The following is a 14,796-nucleotide window of genomic DNA, read 5'->3' on the forward strand; positions in this document are numbered from 1 at the left end:
GTTCTATTGAGTATATCTAATTACTCAATAGAGCCTATTAACTTTAACTGATATGGAAGAAACATTAACTTTTGAAGAATTTTACCGCAAAAAACATGGGCTCGATTCAGAGACACCTATTCCAAAACTTCAACCGTTTAATATTTACAGGCTTAACGAGGCAGGGAAAGATAAACCTATGCCATACAGTAGAAAAGACTATTATAAAATAAGCTTAATAAGTGGGAAGAACAAAGTCCATTTTGCCGATAAAGTACTGGAGGTAGAAGATAATATGCTGCTCTTCGCCAACCCACAGATACCTTATAACTGGGATCCGCTTAGCGATGACAAACATGGCGCATTCTGTGTATTCACCAAAGATTTCTTCAATGGATATGCGCATATTAAAGATTATCCGCTATTTAAACCCGGCGGCACTCCTATCTTATCCATCAGCGATCAAGAAATGGCCAATATCTATGCTATCTACGAAAAAATGTTTCAAGAAATAGTATCTGATTATGCTTACAAATATGATGTATTAAGAAACCTGACCTCTGAGCTAATACACGCTGCCATGAAACTTAGGCCTGCGAAATTCCAGACCACCTCCTCATCAGAGAGTAATGCCTCTGAGAGAATTACTAACTTCTTCCTTGAATTACTAGAAAGACAGTTTCCTATTGAATCTACACAACAGCAAATAGAAATAAAATCACCTTCTGAGTTTGCAGACAGACTTAATGTCCATATCAATCACCTCAACAAAGTTTTGAAAGAAACCACCGGCAAAACCACCTCTCAAATTATTGCCGACCGATTAGCTATGGAGGCCAGAGCAATGCTAAAGCATACCCATTGGAATATTGCCGAAATAGGCTGGTGTCTGGGCTTTGAAGATAGTTCTCATTTTATAAAATTCTTTAAAAAGAATACGCAAACTACCCCAACCTCCTACAGAGGATAATGTTCCAAAACTTAACCGAGCCAGTGTCGAAAGGAATTACATGACAAGTTAGTGTCACATTAAGTCAATGGAAAAGCCTTCCTCATCCTAATAAAGAAGACTTCGAAACCACTTTAGAGACAGCCCCTAGTTCTTGCTCTACAAGCTATAATCAACCTCCAGATTTTTTAGCACCATAACCGGCTGATTTTAAAATCTCCATCACTTTATCTCTAAAATCACCCTGAATAAGAATCTCTCCATCTTTAGCAGATCCTCCTACTCCACATTTAGATTTAAGCGTTTTGCCCAGATCTTTCAAATCATCTTGTGATCCTACAAAGCCTGTAATAAGCGTTACTTGCTTACCTCCTCTGGCCTTTTTATCGAGCTGTACTTTTAGATTCTGTGCTGATGGCTCAAGAGTTTCTTCTTCAGAATCTCCCTCATATTCGTATTCATAATCATTGTTAGTGCTATACACTACGCCATCTCTATTCTTCCAATTATTTTCTTAGCCATTTTATTTTGTTTTTAAAAGTCAGGACACGGTATCTGCATCACATTTTTCGGAGGTTTACGCGGATCACGGTTAGACCATGAGTACGAAATAGACACTTCATGCGCGCCTCCACTTCCTGCTCCTAACTTAGATATTGTATAATCGTAACTATATCCAATATTAAATAATTCTCCATTGGCTCCTTTTTTAGTAAACCCTACTAAGAGCACAATAGACTCGTTATTATTAAATCCTTCTAATGATTTAAAAGGCAGCCCTCTATACCACGTTCCTATTATAATAGGCTCCAGGGTGAGGTAAAGTCCCATATCTAATTGATCAAATTCTCCTTGTTTTTTATATTGGAAAGTAGGGGTTAAACTTCTTTCCTGAGGCCTGGAATAAAGGCCGCTACCCATAGTACCTGATTTAAAAGGTATCTTAATTCCACCATGAAATGAGAACTTCATTGGTAATTCATTAGGATCTGCATCTTCTTCAAAAGACTGACTCGGCGTATTAAGATGATGCGCTGCTACGCCCAACCAGGCATTTTTAGTATACAAAACACCACCGGCAGATATGTCTACAAAGTTTTTACTCAGGTCACCAAAACTTTCCCCTGAATCTCCACCAAGATATTCACCTGTATCCGGATCGAACTGGCTACCAAAGGTAAGGTCACTAAAATTAACATTCCTATTATAAAAAGCGGCCTGAAATCCTGGGCGGAAAGTGAGCCAATCAGTTAGGTATAGTTGATAAGCATACTGCAGCCCTACCATAGTAGAATTTAAACCTGCTGTACCTTCAGTATCTCGCATTAATAAAAGACCAAGTCCACTGTTTTTACTTTCTATAAAACCATCTACATAAGCAGAAATAGTCTGAAAATTAGCTTCTATGGAAGGCCATTGATTTCTATAATTAATACCCACTCTCATCTGCTGGGTAGCTCCTGCAAAAGCCGGGTTCAAATACAGCGGTGCCGCATAAAATTGAGAAAACTGAGGATCTTGAGCAGTTCCTACCAGCGGAGCCAACAGCATCAACAAAATAAAAAATAGTAAATTTCTGCGCATGTAATATCTACCTATGATTGCTTTAAGCAGTAAAGTAATAAATAAATCCTAAATTAATTGAAGAATCAAAAATAAAGAAAGTTAAGTTCTTAGCATAACGCCATTTTATCGTTATTTGTATAAATTAGTATTGTGTATTATAATATTTTCACCTTATTATACGCAATTAGGATTTACTTTTTGAAGTTAATAGTTAAACTAAATACACCAGGAATGTCGCACTCTCCTATCCGTAGTGTTTGTCTTTTTTTATTTTTATTACTTAGTAGTAGCTTTAATGTATTTGCCCAAAGTTACTCAGGGCTTAATTGGTATTTTGGCAACAATAATAATAGTTTTCGTTTTACAAGACCCAATTTCACACCCGAACGTCTTTCCAGCATACAACCTTTAGGCACCGGCATGTCAGCCGTAGCCACTGATCCCGTAACAGGTACTGTCCTTTTTTATACTGATGGACTTACGGTTTATGAAGCTACTGGCAACGTTATGTTTAATGGCAACATCGCTTCAGGAGCTGCTCTTAGTCAGGGCATAGCCATTTGTGCCGTTCCTGGTAATGCAGGACAATATTTCATCTTCAGTCAAGACCCTGCTGGCAACCTGCTGGCAACCACCGTAGATATGAATGCCACCGGAAATGCCACCTTTCCTGAGCCTTCCAGAGGAGAAGTAACTGGAACCGTTTCTGCCGCCGGGCTAACCAACCTTTCTCAGGGAATGATTATAATCCCTAATGATACTAAAGAAACTTTCTGGCTTATCACTCAGGTAGACGGCTCTGATGCTTATAATGTATCTGAAATAAACAGTGCCGGCCTTCAGCCACCAGTAACTTATAATATAGGCTCGGCCCTTTCTGCCGGAAACTTATCATTTAACCAGGCTACCAGAGCTATTGCCGTAGCCTCCCCAGCAACGGACTTGCAAATTATCAATATAGATCGCGCTACCGGAGCACTTACGGCCGGCATTACCATAGGCGGATTCAACAGTGCCTATGATACAGAATGGTCTAATAACGGGCAATTATTATATGTATCTGGTAATTTTGGAGGTGACGAAGTGTTAGCACAAGTAGACCTGAGTGCCATACCAACACCTACTATAGAATTAGTAAACACCGCCAACACACTCACTAACAGCTATGGTTTACAAATGGCTCCTGACAGTGCTATTTACCACCTATATGAAAACGGAGCTGGCAATTTTCTGGTAGGCAGAATTAATGCTCCGGATACTACTGCCAGCCAGGTTCTTTATGAAGCCAGAGCATTTCAAAACACTAATTTCAATGGACAGCAGTTTCCTACATTTTTAGCAGAAATTAACCCGACATTCAGCGCTGACTTTACTTACTCTGGCACTTGCCAAAATGAAGAAACCTTCTTCTATCCTACCATAGACCCTAGAGCGGATAGTGTTAGCTGGAGTTTTGGTGATGATGGAAGCTCATCTCAGTTAGCACCTACCCATACCTACCAGGAAGCCAACACCTTTGATGTAACACTTACCGCTTATCTTAATGGAGATTCTGCTACCGTAACTCACCCGATTACGATCATTGCCTTTGAAATACAAATCACACTAAGATCTGATACTACATTTTGTTTAATTGACTACCCCGCTAGCGATTACTCACCCAATGGAAATGGCACTGCCTCTGTAGAAGCTCAAATTAGTGGCTCACCCACTTCTATTATTTGGTCTAATGGCGACACGGGCAACACCTTAACACCAGACTCTAGTGGATATTATTATGTTATAGCTACTGATGGTTCTGGCTGCTCTACGCATGCTGGCATAACCGTAAACACTTATGGAGAAGACAAGCAACGCTCAAACGTATGGTATTTTGGCAATAATGCGGGCATAGACTTTAACAGTGGCACTGCTGAACCTATCCCATTTGGTGATCTTGCTGTTTTTGATGGCGGAAATCAGCTTACTACTCCTGAAGGCTGCACCATCTATTGTGATAGAAATGGCGAACCACTTTTTTATACTGATGGCGTCGATGTGTATGATCAGGAAGGCAACTTACTCACCCCTACTGATAAACTAGGTGGCGATCAAGGAAGTACGCAATCAGCCCTTATAGTTCCTTTTCCTGATGATGAAACACTTTTTTATATTTTCACTACTCAGGAAGTTTACGGAGACGGCACTTATGATCTACAATATGCCGTTTATGACCGCAAAGATGAAAGCAATAATACTCTGGGGGCCATGGTATACAATGCCAATAATGAATTAATCACCACACTAGCCACCAGCGTAACAGAAAGACTCACCGGTACAGAAAACTGGGTTATAGTACATGAATATGGCAATGACAACTTCAAAGCCTTCCCTATTCAAGGAGATGGAATAGGCAGTCCGGTTATCTCTAATGTAGGACCTACGCACAACTCAGAAAGAAAATCAAGAGGCTATATGACTTTAAGTGGCTCAGGACTATTAGCCGTAGCCTACTCTGAAGATGACAACAACAACTTTGTAGACCTACTACAATTTACAGATAGCACTGGTGTGATAGAAGAAAGAATTCTGCTAGAGATAAACAACCCTAAAGATGTTCTCAATCCTTCGTCTCCCAACGCTAGCGGACAAGTATATGGTGTATCCTTCAGCCCTGATGGCTCGAACCTTTTTGCTACCGTTCAGGGAAGCCCCAGCCACATTTTCAGATGGAAAAGTAGACACTACTACATTAGTGAACACCACCACTCCAATAGAGTATATTCGTGACTCAGTGAGACATGATATTGATGATGCCGGCACCATGTTAGGAGCCTTACAAATAGCCCCTGATGGTATGCTTTACGTAGCGGCACAGGGTCAACAAGTGGTGTCCAGAATTACTAACCCTAATATAGACTGGGATGATGAAATTAACATTGAAGACTTTGGCCTTGCAGCAGGAACGTCCAGCGAACAAGGCTTACCTAACTTCATCCAGAACATTAGCTCTCCTAGCCCGGGAGCCAGCATTAATGTAGCAGGAGGCTGTTTTGAAGAGTCCGTAGTGATCAGCGTAAGCAATCCTCTTTATCTGGAACATTATCTGGTTAATATTTTTGATGATGCTGGAAATAATCTGAGAGGCCCGGTAGAATTAAACCAAACCACAACCGAGTTTACTTTTACTCCTCCGGCACCAGGCGTTTATCAAGTCCTCACCACTATCACTAATGATTGTGACAATAATGAAGTGAATATGACTCCTCAAAACTTCATTATTAATCCACTGCCTTCATTTACATTAGCTGTACAAAACCCACCATCTTTATGTGGAATTGCTGATGGTAGTGTATTAGCCAACTTCCCTAACTTTAATGCGGCTACCAACCCATTAAGCTATACAGTAAACGGCCCGGTTTCTTATCCTGCCACAGAAGTTACTTCTAACAACATGGTTATTGAAAACCTTTCAGCAGGATTCTACACCGTAACTACTACCAATACATTAACCGGATGTATTGACACCAGAACCATTAGACTGAATGACCCTGCCGGATATTCTCCTAACGACATTAGTGTTAATACTGGCTGCAGCAATGATCAGGGAGTAATCAACGGCTTCACTTTTGCACCAGCTTCAGCTACACCAGCCACTTATAGCTGGCAAATATTTACTCAAGGCTCTAACAGGCTGGTAGCTTCAGGCACTGAAAGTACTAACTTGCCTTATCAACCTCTTGCTACCGGAGAGTATTATGTAGAAATTACTGATGCTGGAGGTTGTGTTACTACCGCATCCATAACAGGTACACCTCCTCCTGCCATTGACCTGAACTTGCCTTCAGAATTTGTGGTTTGTGGAGAGACTTTGGCCAGAGTTCCTTATTCTACCCCAAGTACATCTATTCCTATTGTTTCCCCCTCTATGACAGTAGAAGGCGACAGCATCATATTAATAACAGAGCCTGGCACTTACCAGGTTACAGCTGCAGGAGATGGAATCAATACTTGTGACACTACGCTGAGCGTTACCGTGATGTTCCCTCAGCCTAATGAAAATCCTTATGAAAGCAGATATGCTATTTGTCCTTTCGAAAATTCTTTAGATAGAAAGTATCTCATGCTAGAAAACCTGCCAGGTGGATTTATCTCCGTAATCTGGTATGACGAAGATGGCGTAGAAATAGCCCCTTCGGGTGCTGGCGGCGCCTCTACAGTAGATGGCTATCGTTTTTCCGCTGCAGGCGATAGCCTTATAGCGGAAGTAACAGGGCGCATTAACTTTGAGGCCACTAATGCCGAAGGCTGTATTACAGAAGGTGTAATAGAAGTAGTAGAAGACTGCGAAGGCAGGATCAATGCTCCTAATGCTTTTAATCCAAACAGTGGCAACCCTGATAATCAGTCATGGAAAATATTCCCCTTTTTAGTTGATGATACAGACTTTCAGATATACATCTTCAACCGCTGGGGAGAAATGATCTTCCAGTCAGGCAACCTTACAGAGATGCAAACTGAAGGCTGGAACGGCGGCTACGATAATGACCCTAGCAGACCGGTGCAAGGAGGAACGTATGCCTATAAAGTGGAATTCCGCAGCGAATTTGAACCTGAAAAAGGTATTATTGAACAGCGTGGCGGAATAACATTAATTCGATAATTTTGTTGAGCAAGATAAAACAGAAATAAAAAATATGAAAAGAATAAACATCTCACTCGTTGCTATAGTAATCATAGGACTTTGTTCTTTCTCATCAGCAGATGTGTTAAAGACTTCCCTAAAACTAAAAGTACTCAATGAACTTGGTAACATAGAGGAAGGTGCATCAGTGCAGCTTTATGGTTCTGAAGAAGACTATAGAGCAGAGACCAATCCTGCCACTGAAGTTCAGTATACTGACAAAAAAGGAGAAGTTAAATTCAAAGACCTGGAGCCTAAAACCTATTTCATTAACGCTGAAAAAGGTGATAAGAATAACATCGGCGCAGGCGTTCAAACTGATGTATTGGAAGAAGGTAAGATGAACAAAATAACCATTGTTATAGAATAGTGCACCGACAAGATTTAATCAATAAATTAAACGAATATCGCCCTGAATTTGAAGAAGAAGCCAAATTCAGGGCTTTGTTTTTAAGCTTTGTTGAAGCTAACGAAGACTGCTTTGAAAGATCATTACAAATAGGCCATGTTACCGGATCTGCCTGGATTCTTGATCTCAAAAGAGAAAAGACCTTGCTTACACACCATGCCAAGCTAGATCGGTGGTTGCAGCTGGGCGGCCATGCTGATGGTGATCCTGATGTAGAAGCTGTGGCTATGAAAGAAGCGCTTGAAGAATCAGGCCTCTCAGACATAAAACTGGTTAGCCATGCTATTTTTGACATAGATATACATACCATACCGGCCAGAAAGCAAGATCCGGAGCATTTACACTATGATGTCAGGTTTTTGTTTGAAGCGGATAGCAGCAAGCCCTTACAAATCAATCATGAGTCTAATGATTTACAGTGGGTGCCGATTTCTGACCTTCATCAATACACCACCGAAAGAAGTATATTGAGAATGGCCAAAAAAACACTTGCCTCAGCGGGCAGCGATAAATAGCAAGATAAAACTTAATATCACTATCCAGAACAGGTACGGCTGCAGGACAGGTATTATTATGTAAGACTGGGCCATCAATACCCACATTACAAATAAAACTACTGAGAGTACTTTCAGTGTTGATCTTGTTTTTGAGCTCATGTTTTATGTTTTGGTTGTTGGCTTAAAGATAGAATAATTTTCAAAGGCGCATACCATTGAAATATATCCGTCTTAACTAACATCATCACCTTCTCAGATGTTATTTGTAGCTAAACTTCATACAATGAGATCATTAATTAAAGTTTATATAATAGCTTTGCCATTTATAAAATTTATGTGATTGTATGGCAGAAATAGGAAAAGATATTGATCATGCTAAAAGCCTACTGCAGAGTGGTGCTCTAGTGGCTATCCCTACAGAAACTGTATACGGATTGGCTGGCAATGCCTTTAATCCCAATGCTGTGGCTCATATTTTCGAAGTAAAGCAGCGCCCTGCTTTTGACCCTTTAATCGCTCACACTCATTCTTTAGAAGCACTATCTGGGTTGGTTACTGAAATTCCAGACGCTGCGCATAAGCTCGCAGAAACCTGCTGGCCAGGACCGCTTACCCTCCTGCTGCCTCGCAAGTCTATTATTCCTGATCTGGTCACTTCCGGCCTGGATACCGTAGCGGTTAGAATTCCAAAGCAAGCACTGACTCTTGAACTTCTACGGCAGATAGAGTTTCCTCTGGTAGCGCCCAGTGCCAATCCGTTTGGGTATGTAAGCCCTACCACCGCCATGCACGTAAATGACCAGCTTGGGTCGAAAATTGATTATATACTCGATGGAGGCGCATGTCAAATAGGTATCGAATCTACCATAGTAGGTTTTAACGAAGCACATCAACCTACCATTTACCGGCTAGGCGGAACCAGTAAAGAAAGTATTGAAAAAGTGATTGGTCCGGTCAACGTAAATGATCATTCTTCTTCCAACCCCAAAGCTCCTGGTATGTTAGCTTCTCATTACTCACCAGGAAAAAAGATTATTCTGGGCTCTTTTGATGAGCTTAATGTCTACTCAAAAGACCGAACTACTGCTGCCATCACCTTCAACCAACCATTGCCAGGTATAGCCAATGAGCATTCTATAATATTAGCGCCCGATGGAGAAGTGACTACCGCAGCACAGCACCTTTTCGCTGCCCTGCGCCAACTAGATCAGCCTGATATTGAAGTTATTCTGGCGGAACAAGCACCTAACCACGGCTTAGGTTTAGCTATTAATGACCGACTAAAAAGAGCTGCGGTCAAATAAGAAAACAGCACATTTTCACTTATAATTTGAGGTTTTCCTGCATTATGAGCTAGCAAGCTTCAAGACGGTTATTAAATGACATATATCATCAAAAAACTGACCATCAACCATGCAGTTTAATATATATTTACAGATATTTAAAGCATCAAAAAAATCAGCTATATGAGAACAATAGACGATATTAATTTTAAAGGAAAAAAAGCCTTAGTAAGAGTGGACTTCAACGTTCCACTGAATGAAAAATATGAAATCACTGATGATACGCGTATAAAAGCAGCAGTACCTACCATCAAAAAAATACTTGATGACGGTGGTTCTGCCATACTTATGTCTCACCTGGGCAGACCAAAAGGAGGCCCTGAAGAGAAGTTCTCATTGAAACATTTAGTGGCAGAACTTTCTAAAAGATTTGGTACTGAAGTAAAATTTGCCTCTGACTGTGTTGGTTCTGAAGCTGAAACTAAAGCAGCAGAACTTAAAGAAGGAGAAATTTTAATATTAGAAAACCTTCGTTTCCACGGTGAAGAAACCAAAGGAGATGAAGCATTTGCTAAGCAATTATCTGTATTAGGAGATATTTATGTAAATGATGCTTTTGGAACTGCTCACCGCGCGCATGCTTCTACTAGTATTGTAGCTCAGTTTTTCGAGGAAAAAGTAAGTGGATATGTAATGTCTGCCGAATTAGAAAATGCTGAAAAAGTATTAAATAATCCTGAAAGACCTTTCACCGCTATTATGGGTGGAGCTAAAATCTCTGATAAGATCCTTATCATTGAAAAACTTCTTGATAAAGTAGATAACCTGATCATCGGTGGAGGCATGTCATATACATTCTCTAAAGCTCAAGGCGGAGAGATCGGTAAATCTTTATTAGAGGCCGATAAAATGGACTTAGCGCTAGAACTAATCGAAAAAGCCAAAGCTAAAGGTGTAAACCTTATTTTACCTGTTGATACTGTTGCTTCTGATGACTTCAGTAACGATGCTAACACTAAAATAGTGAAAGCTGGTGAAATAGATGGAGAATGGCAAGGACTAGACATCGGACCTGATACTATCAAATTATTCTCTGACACAGTAGCTCAATCTAAAACCGTACTTTGGAACGGACCAATGGGTGTGTTTGAATTCCCAACCTTTGCAGTAGGTACTGAAGGCATAGCTGAAGCTGTGGTTAAGGCTACTGAAAACGGTGGATTCTCATTAATTGGCGGTGGTGACTCAGCCTCTGCTATTAACAACCTGGGCTACGGAGACAAAGTATCTTACGTATCTACTGGTGGTGGTGCCCTTCTTGAATATATGGAAGGAAAAGAACTACCTGGCGTAAAAGCTCTGGAAGATTAATTTTTAATAAATCATTGTAAAGAGGTTGTTTCAAAAGTAGCCACTTCATTAGTGAAGTTCATAAAGTGTTCGAATTTCAACATCATTGAAATTTCGATGACCAAACGGACTTAAAAGTTGCTTTTGATATGACCTCTTTTTTTATACTAAAACCTATCTATGTCACTTTCTAAAGACGAAAAACTAAGCCATTTACTAGACCTGATGAACCTGGCCAAAGCAGATGAATCTATTCAGAAAATCGAATCTGTTTACATTTATAAGGTAGCCGAAAGAATGGGCATAGACCAACTAGAATTAGTAAAACTGGAAACCCTGGGTGTAGAAAAAAGATCATTACCTAGAACTGAGCATCAGATTATACCTCTCTTCCACAGGCTACTTATACTTATGTGTATAGATGCCAGCATAGATGACTTAGAAATTTCCTTCTGTAAAGATCTTGGCTTAAAAATGGGACTTAATCCGTTTGCCGTAAATGAAATTGTTACTCTAGCTTGCCAAAAGCAACCCGAGCACCTAAGCCCGGATGAAATCAATACTATATTCAGAAGATTCTACAACTAATCTAACTGAAGTTTTTGAGCCAAAGGAGCAGATGTTTTATATACCTGCTCTGCCGGCACAAGCAGCTGATCATGATTTTTGATCTCTTCCCGCTGGCGAGCCACGAAGTCAGTTACATCTTCAATACTTATAATAAAGTCTTCATTAAACTTCTTTAATATATCCCCTTTCATGCCCAGCTGAATAGCACGCCTTTCCAGCTTTTCTCCATTTGGTCCATGATCAGGATCCCACTGCAAGCGAACCTCAGTCTGCTCTAAAGCAGCTTTCCATGCTTCGTGACTATCATAAACCTTTCCATTGAAAGATGAATAAGTAGCCTCTTCTAATATCTGTTCAAAGCCTGCATGACTAATTTTTATGGCCAATATTTTTTCTTGACCGGCCTTAGTAGCCCAACCGGCACGGTACATCATCCATAAAAAGTTGGGCTTTATCCAGCTCATTCTTTCAAAACTATAATCAGCACCACCAAACCTCTGATGCTCCACCGCATAAGCCGCTATTGAAGGCCTGAAAGCCTGGTAAACGATAATACCCTCATCATCATAACTAGCAATAATATGCTGTCCTTGCTGAGGTATTCTTTCCTTATATAATTGATATGTTTCTGTCTTCATTATTTATTGTGATAAATGTAACCTCCTCTGTTCATCGTACATCAAGTCCCCTACATCTATCATTTCTCTTATCATTTCTAATATTACATCTTTACTGGCGGGAGGCATTTTAAAAATCAGCTCATCAAGTGTGTGAGGTTCACTGGTTAGCATCTTAATCACTTCTTCCTGGTATTGCTTGGCAGCATCATCTCCTCCCTCATTTTTATTGGCAACACAAATATCGCACACTCCACAATGATCATAATCCAGTTCACCAAAATATTCTAGCAGCAGCCGTGTTCTACAATCATTCGTGCTTTGTACATAATTGATCATAGCCCTCATTTTAGCCAGAGCATTATCTTCGCGCTCCTTCAGTCGCTTTTGGTTTAGCTTTAAGTTGGTAGCATCTTTACGAGGAGTACTAAAAAATACTTGTGGCTTATCCTTTCTCTCATCATAATCTATTACACCCAGTTCAGCCAACTTCCGCAGCATTTTCACTACCTCCTTATCATTAATCCCCATCAACCTGGCAATCTGCCCTTCAGAAATCTTCATGAAATTATTAAAAAGCTCCCCGCCATACATGCGCAAAAGTACTTTTATAAAGACATCATATTTCGCATTGGCTATCTGAAACTCATAAAGCCTTCTATTATCAACCGCTATGTGAATTAATGAAGGGTTATAAAAACTTTCATTGAATTGTATAAGCTCCTCTTCTTCCAGCTTCTTCAGAGCATAGTATACATCCATATGGTTGAGCTGATACATATCAGAAAATTCCTGAATATCGAAATTAAAGCTCTGCCCCAAACCACTACCAACGGCCAATTTATAATAATTAGCCAGGCATTGATACACCTTTTTCAAGAAGTCAACTGATGGATACTGTTGCTTTATTCTTTGCTCCAGATCCTCCACATCAGACTGGTTATGAATAATTACCGCATAGGCTTTTTTCTCATCTCTACCTGCCCTACCTGCTTCCTGATAGTAAGACTCTATATCTTGTGGCAGCTCCATGTGCACCACCACACGAACATCCGGCTTATCGATACCCATACCAAAGGCATTGGTAGCCACCATCACCCGCCTTTTATCATTGATCCACTCATCTTGCTTTCTCACTCGCTCTTCATGAGAAAGGCCTGCATTATAATAATCAGCTGATATGCCATTTTTATACAGAAACTGAGCTATCTCCTTGGTGCCCTTTCTACTGCGGGCATAAACTATAGCTGTTCCTCGCACATTTCTCAGCACCTCCAGCAGCTTCCGATCCTTATCTTCTACCGCCCTTACGGAATATGACAAATTGCTTCTGGAAAAGCTCTTTTGAAATACCTTCCCGTTTTTAAACTGAAGTTTTTCCTGAATATCAGCTTTCACTTCGGGTGTAGCCGTAGCAGTAAGCGCTATCACATTTACCTCGGGTATCAGCTCTCTTATTTCAGCTATGTGCAGATAGGCAGGTCTAAAATCATAGCCCCACTGAGAAATACAGTGTGATTCATCTACTGCTAACAGCCCCACTTTCATTTTTTGCACGCGCTCTTGAAAAAGCTCCGTTTGTAACCGCTCTGGTGACAGGTATAAAAATTTCACTTCGCCATAGACACAGTTATCCAGCTTGATGTCAATCTCCCGCTTACCCATGCCTGAGTAAATAGCCTCAGCCTTAATTCCTCGTTTTTTGAGCTGCTCTACCTGATCTTTCATAAGAGCAATGAGTGGCGTTATTACAATACACACACCATCTTTTATCATGGCGGGTACCTGAAAGCACACAGATTTACCTCCTCCTGTAGGCAGTAATGCCAGGGTATCATGCCCTGAAAGCACAGAATCAACAATTTCTTCCTGTACCGCTCTGAAGCTATCATAGCCCCAGTATTTCTTTAGCACCTCCAAAGTTGGTTTCATAGGGGCAAAATATACGTAGAGATTACAAAACAACCACCTTAATTGGCACAAAAAAAGAGGTAACAGTATCACTGCTACCTCTTAATCGTTTGTTTGTTTTGTTTAGGTAATGTAGTCTTTATTGCACTGCGGCTAAAAGTTTAACCCCGGTATCTCCTAAATGTTTTGTGAGAATCTTTTTATAGGAAACACTATTAGTATAACCACCGTTAGCTGCGAAAAACTCTTCCATTAAAGGTCCCCAGTCACTATTCTTTGGCATAATAAAGCCAAATCTTTCTGAAGACTTATCTCCAACAGGGTGTCTCTTTAAAGGTTTACCCTGGGCTAGTGCATCCAGATAGAATGCCAGATCAAGATACGAAAAAGATTTGGGATCTGCCAAAACTTTATCCTCAGCTTCGAGGCTAGATGACACATAGGCTATTTTCATGGCAGGAAAATAGTTTTTCTTTATAGCCAATAATCTTTGCTCATTAAGCGTTCCTTTGGCGGCGTAAGCAGTTAATCCTGCAAAGGTGCTACCAATATTGCTTAAGTTACTCAGTGTAGGCACACCTGACTGAGTAATGAGAATAGCATTATTAGTGATAAATGGAGGACTGAATTTTAAAATTTTCTTTCTGGCATCTGTAATAGTTATATTACCCAAACCAAAAACACCTCCACTACTGGCTTTCACCTTATCAAACATGCCACTAAAACTGGTGCCATCTCCCACAAACTTGGTAGACAATGATACGCCTTTAGTTTTTTCAACATATTCAACAAAGTCATTCATAATATCTATACAGATGCCTGTTAATTGACCAGACTGATCTTTATAGACAAATCCCGGAGTTTCCACATAAGCGAGAGAAATAGTCCCTCCTCCAGAAGCTTGTACCTGTTTCCAGGTATCTCCCCGGTACTGCGCATAGACCGAGGTACACACTAAAACAATTAAGGTTGACAAACAAATTTTACGTAGGTTCAGAAATA

General features: G+C 40.3%; 13 protein-coding genes. 8 read left to right on the forward strand and 5 right to left on the reverse strand.

The features are described from left to right. Positions 1–52: 52 nt before the first annotated feature. On the forward strand, positions 53–949 hold the full coding sequence (locus LVD15_RS00720; protein WP_233778392.1) for an AraC family transcriptional regulator: 897 nt from the start codon (positions 53–55) through the stop codon (positions 947–949). A gap of 151 nt (positions 950–1,100) precedes the next feature. On the opposite strand, the gene LVD15_RS00725 is transcribed toward LVD15_RS00720, so the two are convergent. Next, a complete protein-coding gene (locus LVD15_RS00725) occupies positions 1,101–1,412 on the reverse strand; it encodes a translation initiation factor (protein ID WP_233778393.1) in 312 nt (103 codons plus the stop codon). Positions 1,413–1,462: 50 nt separating this feature from the next. Then, positions 1,463–2,512, reverse strand: a complete 1,050-nt coding sequence (locus LVD15_RS00730) for a PorP/SprF family type IX secretion system membrane protein (RefSeq protein WP_233778394.1) — start codon at positions 2,510–2,512, stop codon at positions 1,463–1,465. A 213-nt stretch (positions 2,513–2,725) separates the two neighbouring features. On the opposite strand from LVD15_RS00730, the gene LVD15_RS00735 reads away from it, so the two are divergent. From LVD15_RS00735 to LVD15_RS00765, 7 genes are all read left to right on the forward strand, one after another. Next, positions 2,726–5,263 carry a PKD domain-containing protein gene (locus tag LVD15_RS00735; RefSeq protein WP_233778395.1) on the forward strand — a complete coding sequence of 846 codons (2,538 nt, stop codon included), beginning with the start codon at positions 2,726–2,728 and terminating at the stop codon, positions 5,261–5,263. Then, the gene (locus tag LVD15_RS00740) at positions 5,151–7,136 is read left to right on the forward strand and encodes a T9SS type B sorting domain-containing protein (protein ID WP_233778396.1); all 1,986 of its coding nucleotides are present in this window, start codon (positions 5,151–5,153) and stop codon (positions 7,134–7,136) included. The genes LVD15_RS00735 and LVD15_RS00740 overlap by 113 nt, the downstream gene beginning before the upstream one ends. Before the next feature lie 34 nt (positions 7,137–7,170). After that, positions 7,171–7,527, forward strand: coding sequence for a carboxypeptidase regulatory-like domain-containing protein (locus tag LVD15_RS00745; protein WP_233778397.1), 357 nt, complete (start codon positions 7,171–7,173; stop codon positions 7,525–7,527). Continuing rightward, entirely contained in the window at positions 7,527–8,081 is a 555-nt protein-coding gene (locus LVD15_RS00750; RefSeq protein ID WP_233778398.1) for an NUDIX hydrolase, read from the forward strand. The genes LVD15_RS00745 and LVD15_RS00750 overlap by 1 nt, the downstream gene beginning before the upstream one ends. Positions 8,082–8,407: 326 nt before the next feature. Further along, positions 8,408–9,367 carry an L-threonylcarbamoyladenylate synthase gene (locus LVD15_RS00755; RefSeq protein ID WP_233778399.1) on the forward strand — a complete coding sequence of 320 codons (960 nt, stop codon included), beginning with the start codon at positions 8,408–8,410 and terminating at the stop codon, positions 9,365–9,367. Between the two features lie 162 nt (positions 9,368–9,529). After that, entirely contained in the window at positions 9,530–10,717 is a 1,188-nt protein-coding gene (locus tag LVD15_RS00760) for a phosphoglycerate kinase (protein WP_233778400.1), read from the forward strand. Positions 10,718–10,876: 159 nt separating this feature from the next. After that, on the forward strand, positions 10,877–11,284 hold the full coding sequence (locus LVD15_RS00765; protein ID WP_233778401.1) for a hypothetical protein: 408 nt from the start codon (positions 10,877–10,879) through the stop codon (positions 11,282–11,284). Here LVD15_RS00765 and LVD15_RS00770 read toward each other — a convergent pair. The 3 genes from LVD15_RS00770 to LVD15_RS00780 form a co-directional block, all read right to left on the reverse strand. Then, positions 11,281–11,904: a DUF4291 domain-containing protein gene (locus LVD15_RS00770; RefSeq protein WP_233778402.1), complete on the reverse strand. Its 624-nt coding sequence runs from the start codon at positions 11,902–11,904 to the stop codon at positions 11,281–11,283. The two genes, LVD15_RS00765 and LVD15_RS00770, sit on opposite strands and share 4 nt — an antisense overlap. A gap of 3 nt (positions 11,905–11,907) precedes the next feature. Beyond that, positions 11,908–13,815 carry a RecQ family ATP-dependent DNA helicase gene (locus LVD15_RS00775; protein ID WP_233778403.1) on the reverse strand — a complete coding sequence of 636 codons (1,908 nt, stop codon included), beginning with the start codon at positions 13,813–13,815 and terminating at the stop codon, positions 11,908–11,910. A gap of 118 nt (positions 13,816–13,933) precedes the next feature. Next, a complete protein-coding gene (locus LVD15_RS00780) occupies positions 13,934–14,770 on the reverse strand; it encodes a substrate-binding periplasmic protein (RefSeq protein WP_233778404.1) in 837 nt (278 codons plus the stop codon). Between the last annotated feature and the right edge of the window lie 26 nt (positions 14,771–14,796).

It is taken from the genome of Fulvivirga maritima, from assembly GCF_021389955.1.
Classification (GTDB): domain Bacteria; phylum Bacteroidota; class Bacteroidia; order Cytophagales; family Cyclobacteriaceae; genus Fulvivirga; species Fulvivirga maritima.

Bases quoted from the DNA above. Each gene is read 5' to 3' on its own strand.
- LVD15_RS00720 (WP_233778392.1), top strand. From the start codon at position 53: ATGGAAGAAACATTAACTTTTGAAGAATTTTACCGCAAAAAACATGGG.
- LVD15_RS00730 (WP_233778394.1), bottom strand. From the start codon at position 2,512: ATGCGCAGAAATTTACTATTTTTTATTTTGTTGATGCTGTTGGCTCCG.
- LVD15_RS00735 (WP_233778395.1), top strand. From the start codon at position 2,726: ATGTCGCACTCTCCTATCCGTAGTGTTTGTCTTTTTTTATTTTTATTA.
- LVD15_RS00740 (WP_233778396.1), top strand. From the start codon at position 5,151: ATGGCTCGAACCTTTTTGCTACCGTTCAGGGAAGCCCCAGCCACATTT.
- LVD15_RS00745 (WP_233778397.1), top strand. From the start codon at position 7,171: ATGAAAAGAATAAACATCTCACTCGTTGCTATAGTAATCATAGGACTT.
- LVD15_RS00755 (WP_233778399.1), top strand. From the start codon at position 8,408: ATGGCAGAAATAGGAAAAGATATTGATCATGCTAAAAGCCTACTGCAG.
- LVD15_RS00760 (WP_233778400.1), top strand. From the start codon at position 9,530: ATGAGAACAATAGACGATATTAATTTTAAAGGAAAAAAAGCCTTAGTA.
- LVD15_RS00765 (WP_233778401.1), top strand. From the start codon at position 10,877: ATGTCACTTTCTAAAGACGAAAAACTAAGCCATTTACTAGACCTGATG.
- LVD15_RS00770 (WP_233778402.1), bottom strand. From the start codon at position 11,904: ATGAAGACAGAAACATATCAATTATATAAGGAAAGAATACCTCAGCAA.
- LVD15_RS00775 (WP_233778403.1), bottom strand. From the start codon at position 13,815: ATGAAACCAACTTTGGAGGTGCTAAAGAAATACTGGGGCTATGATAGC.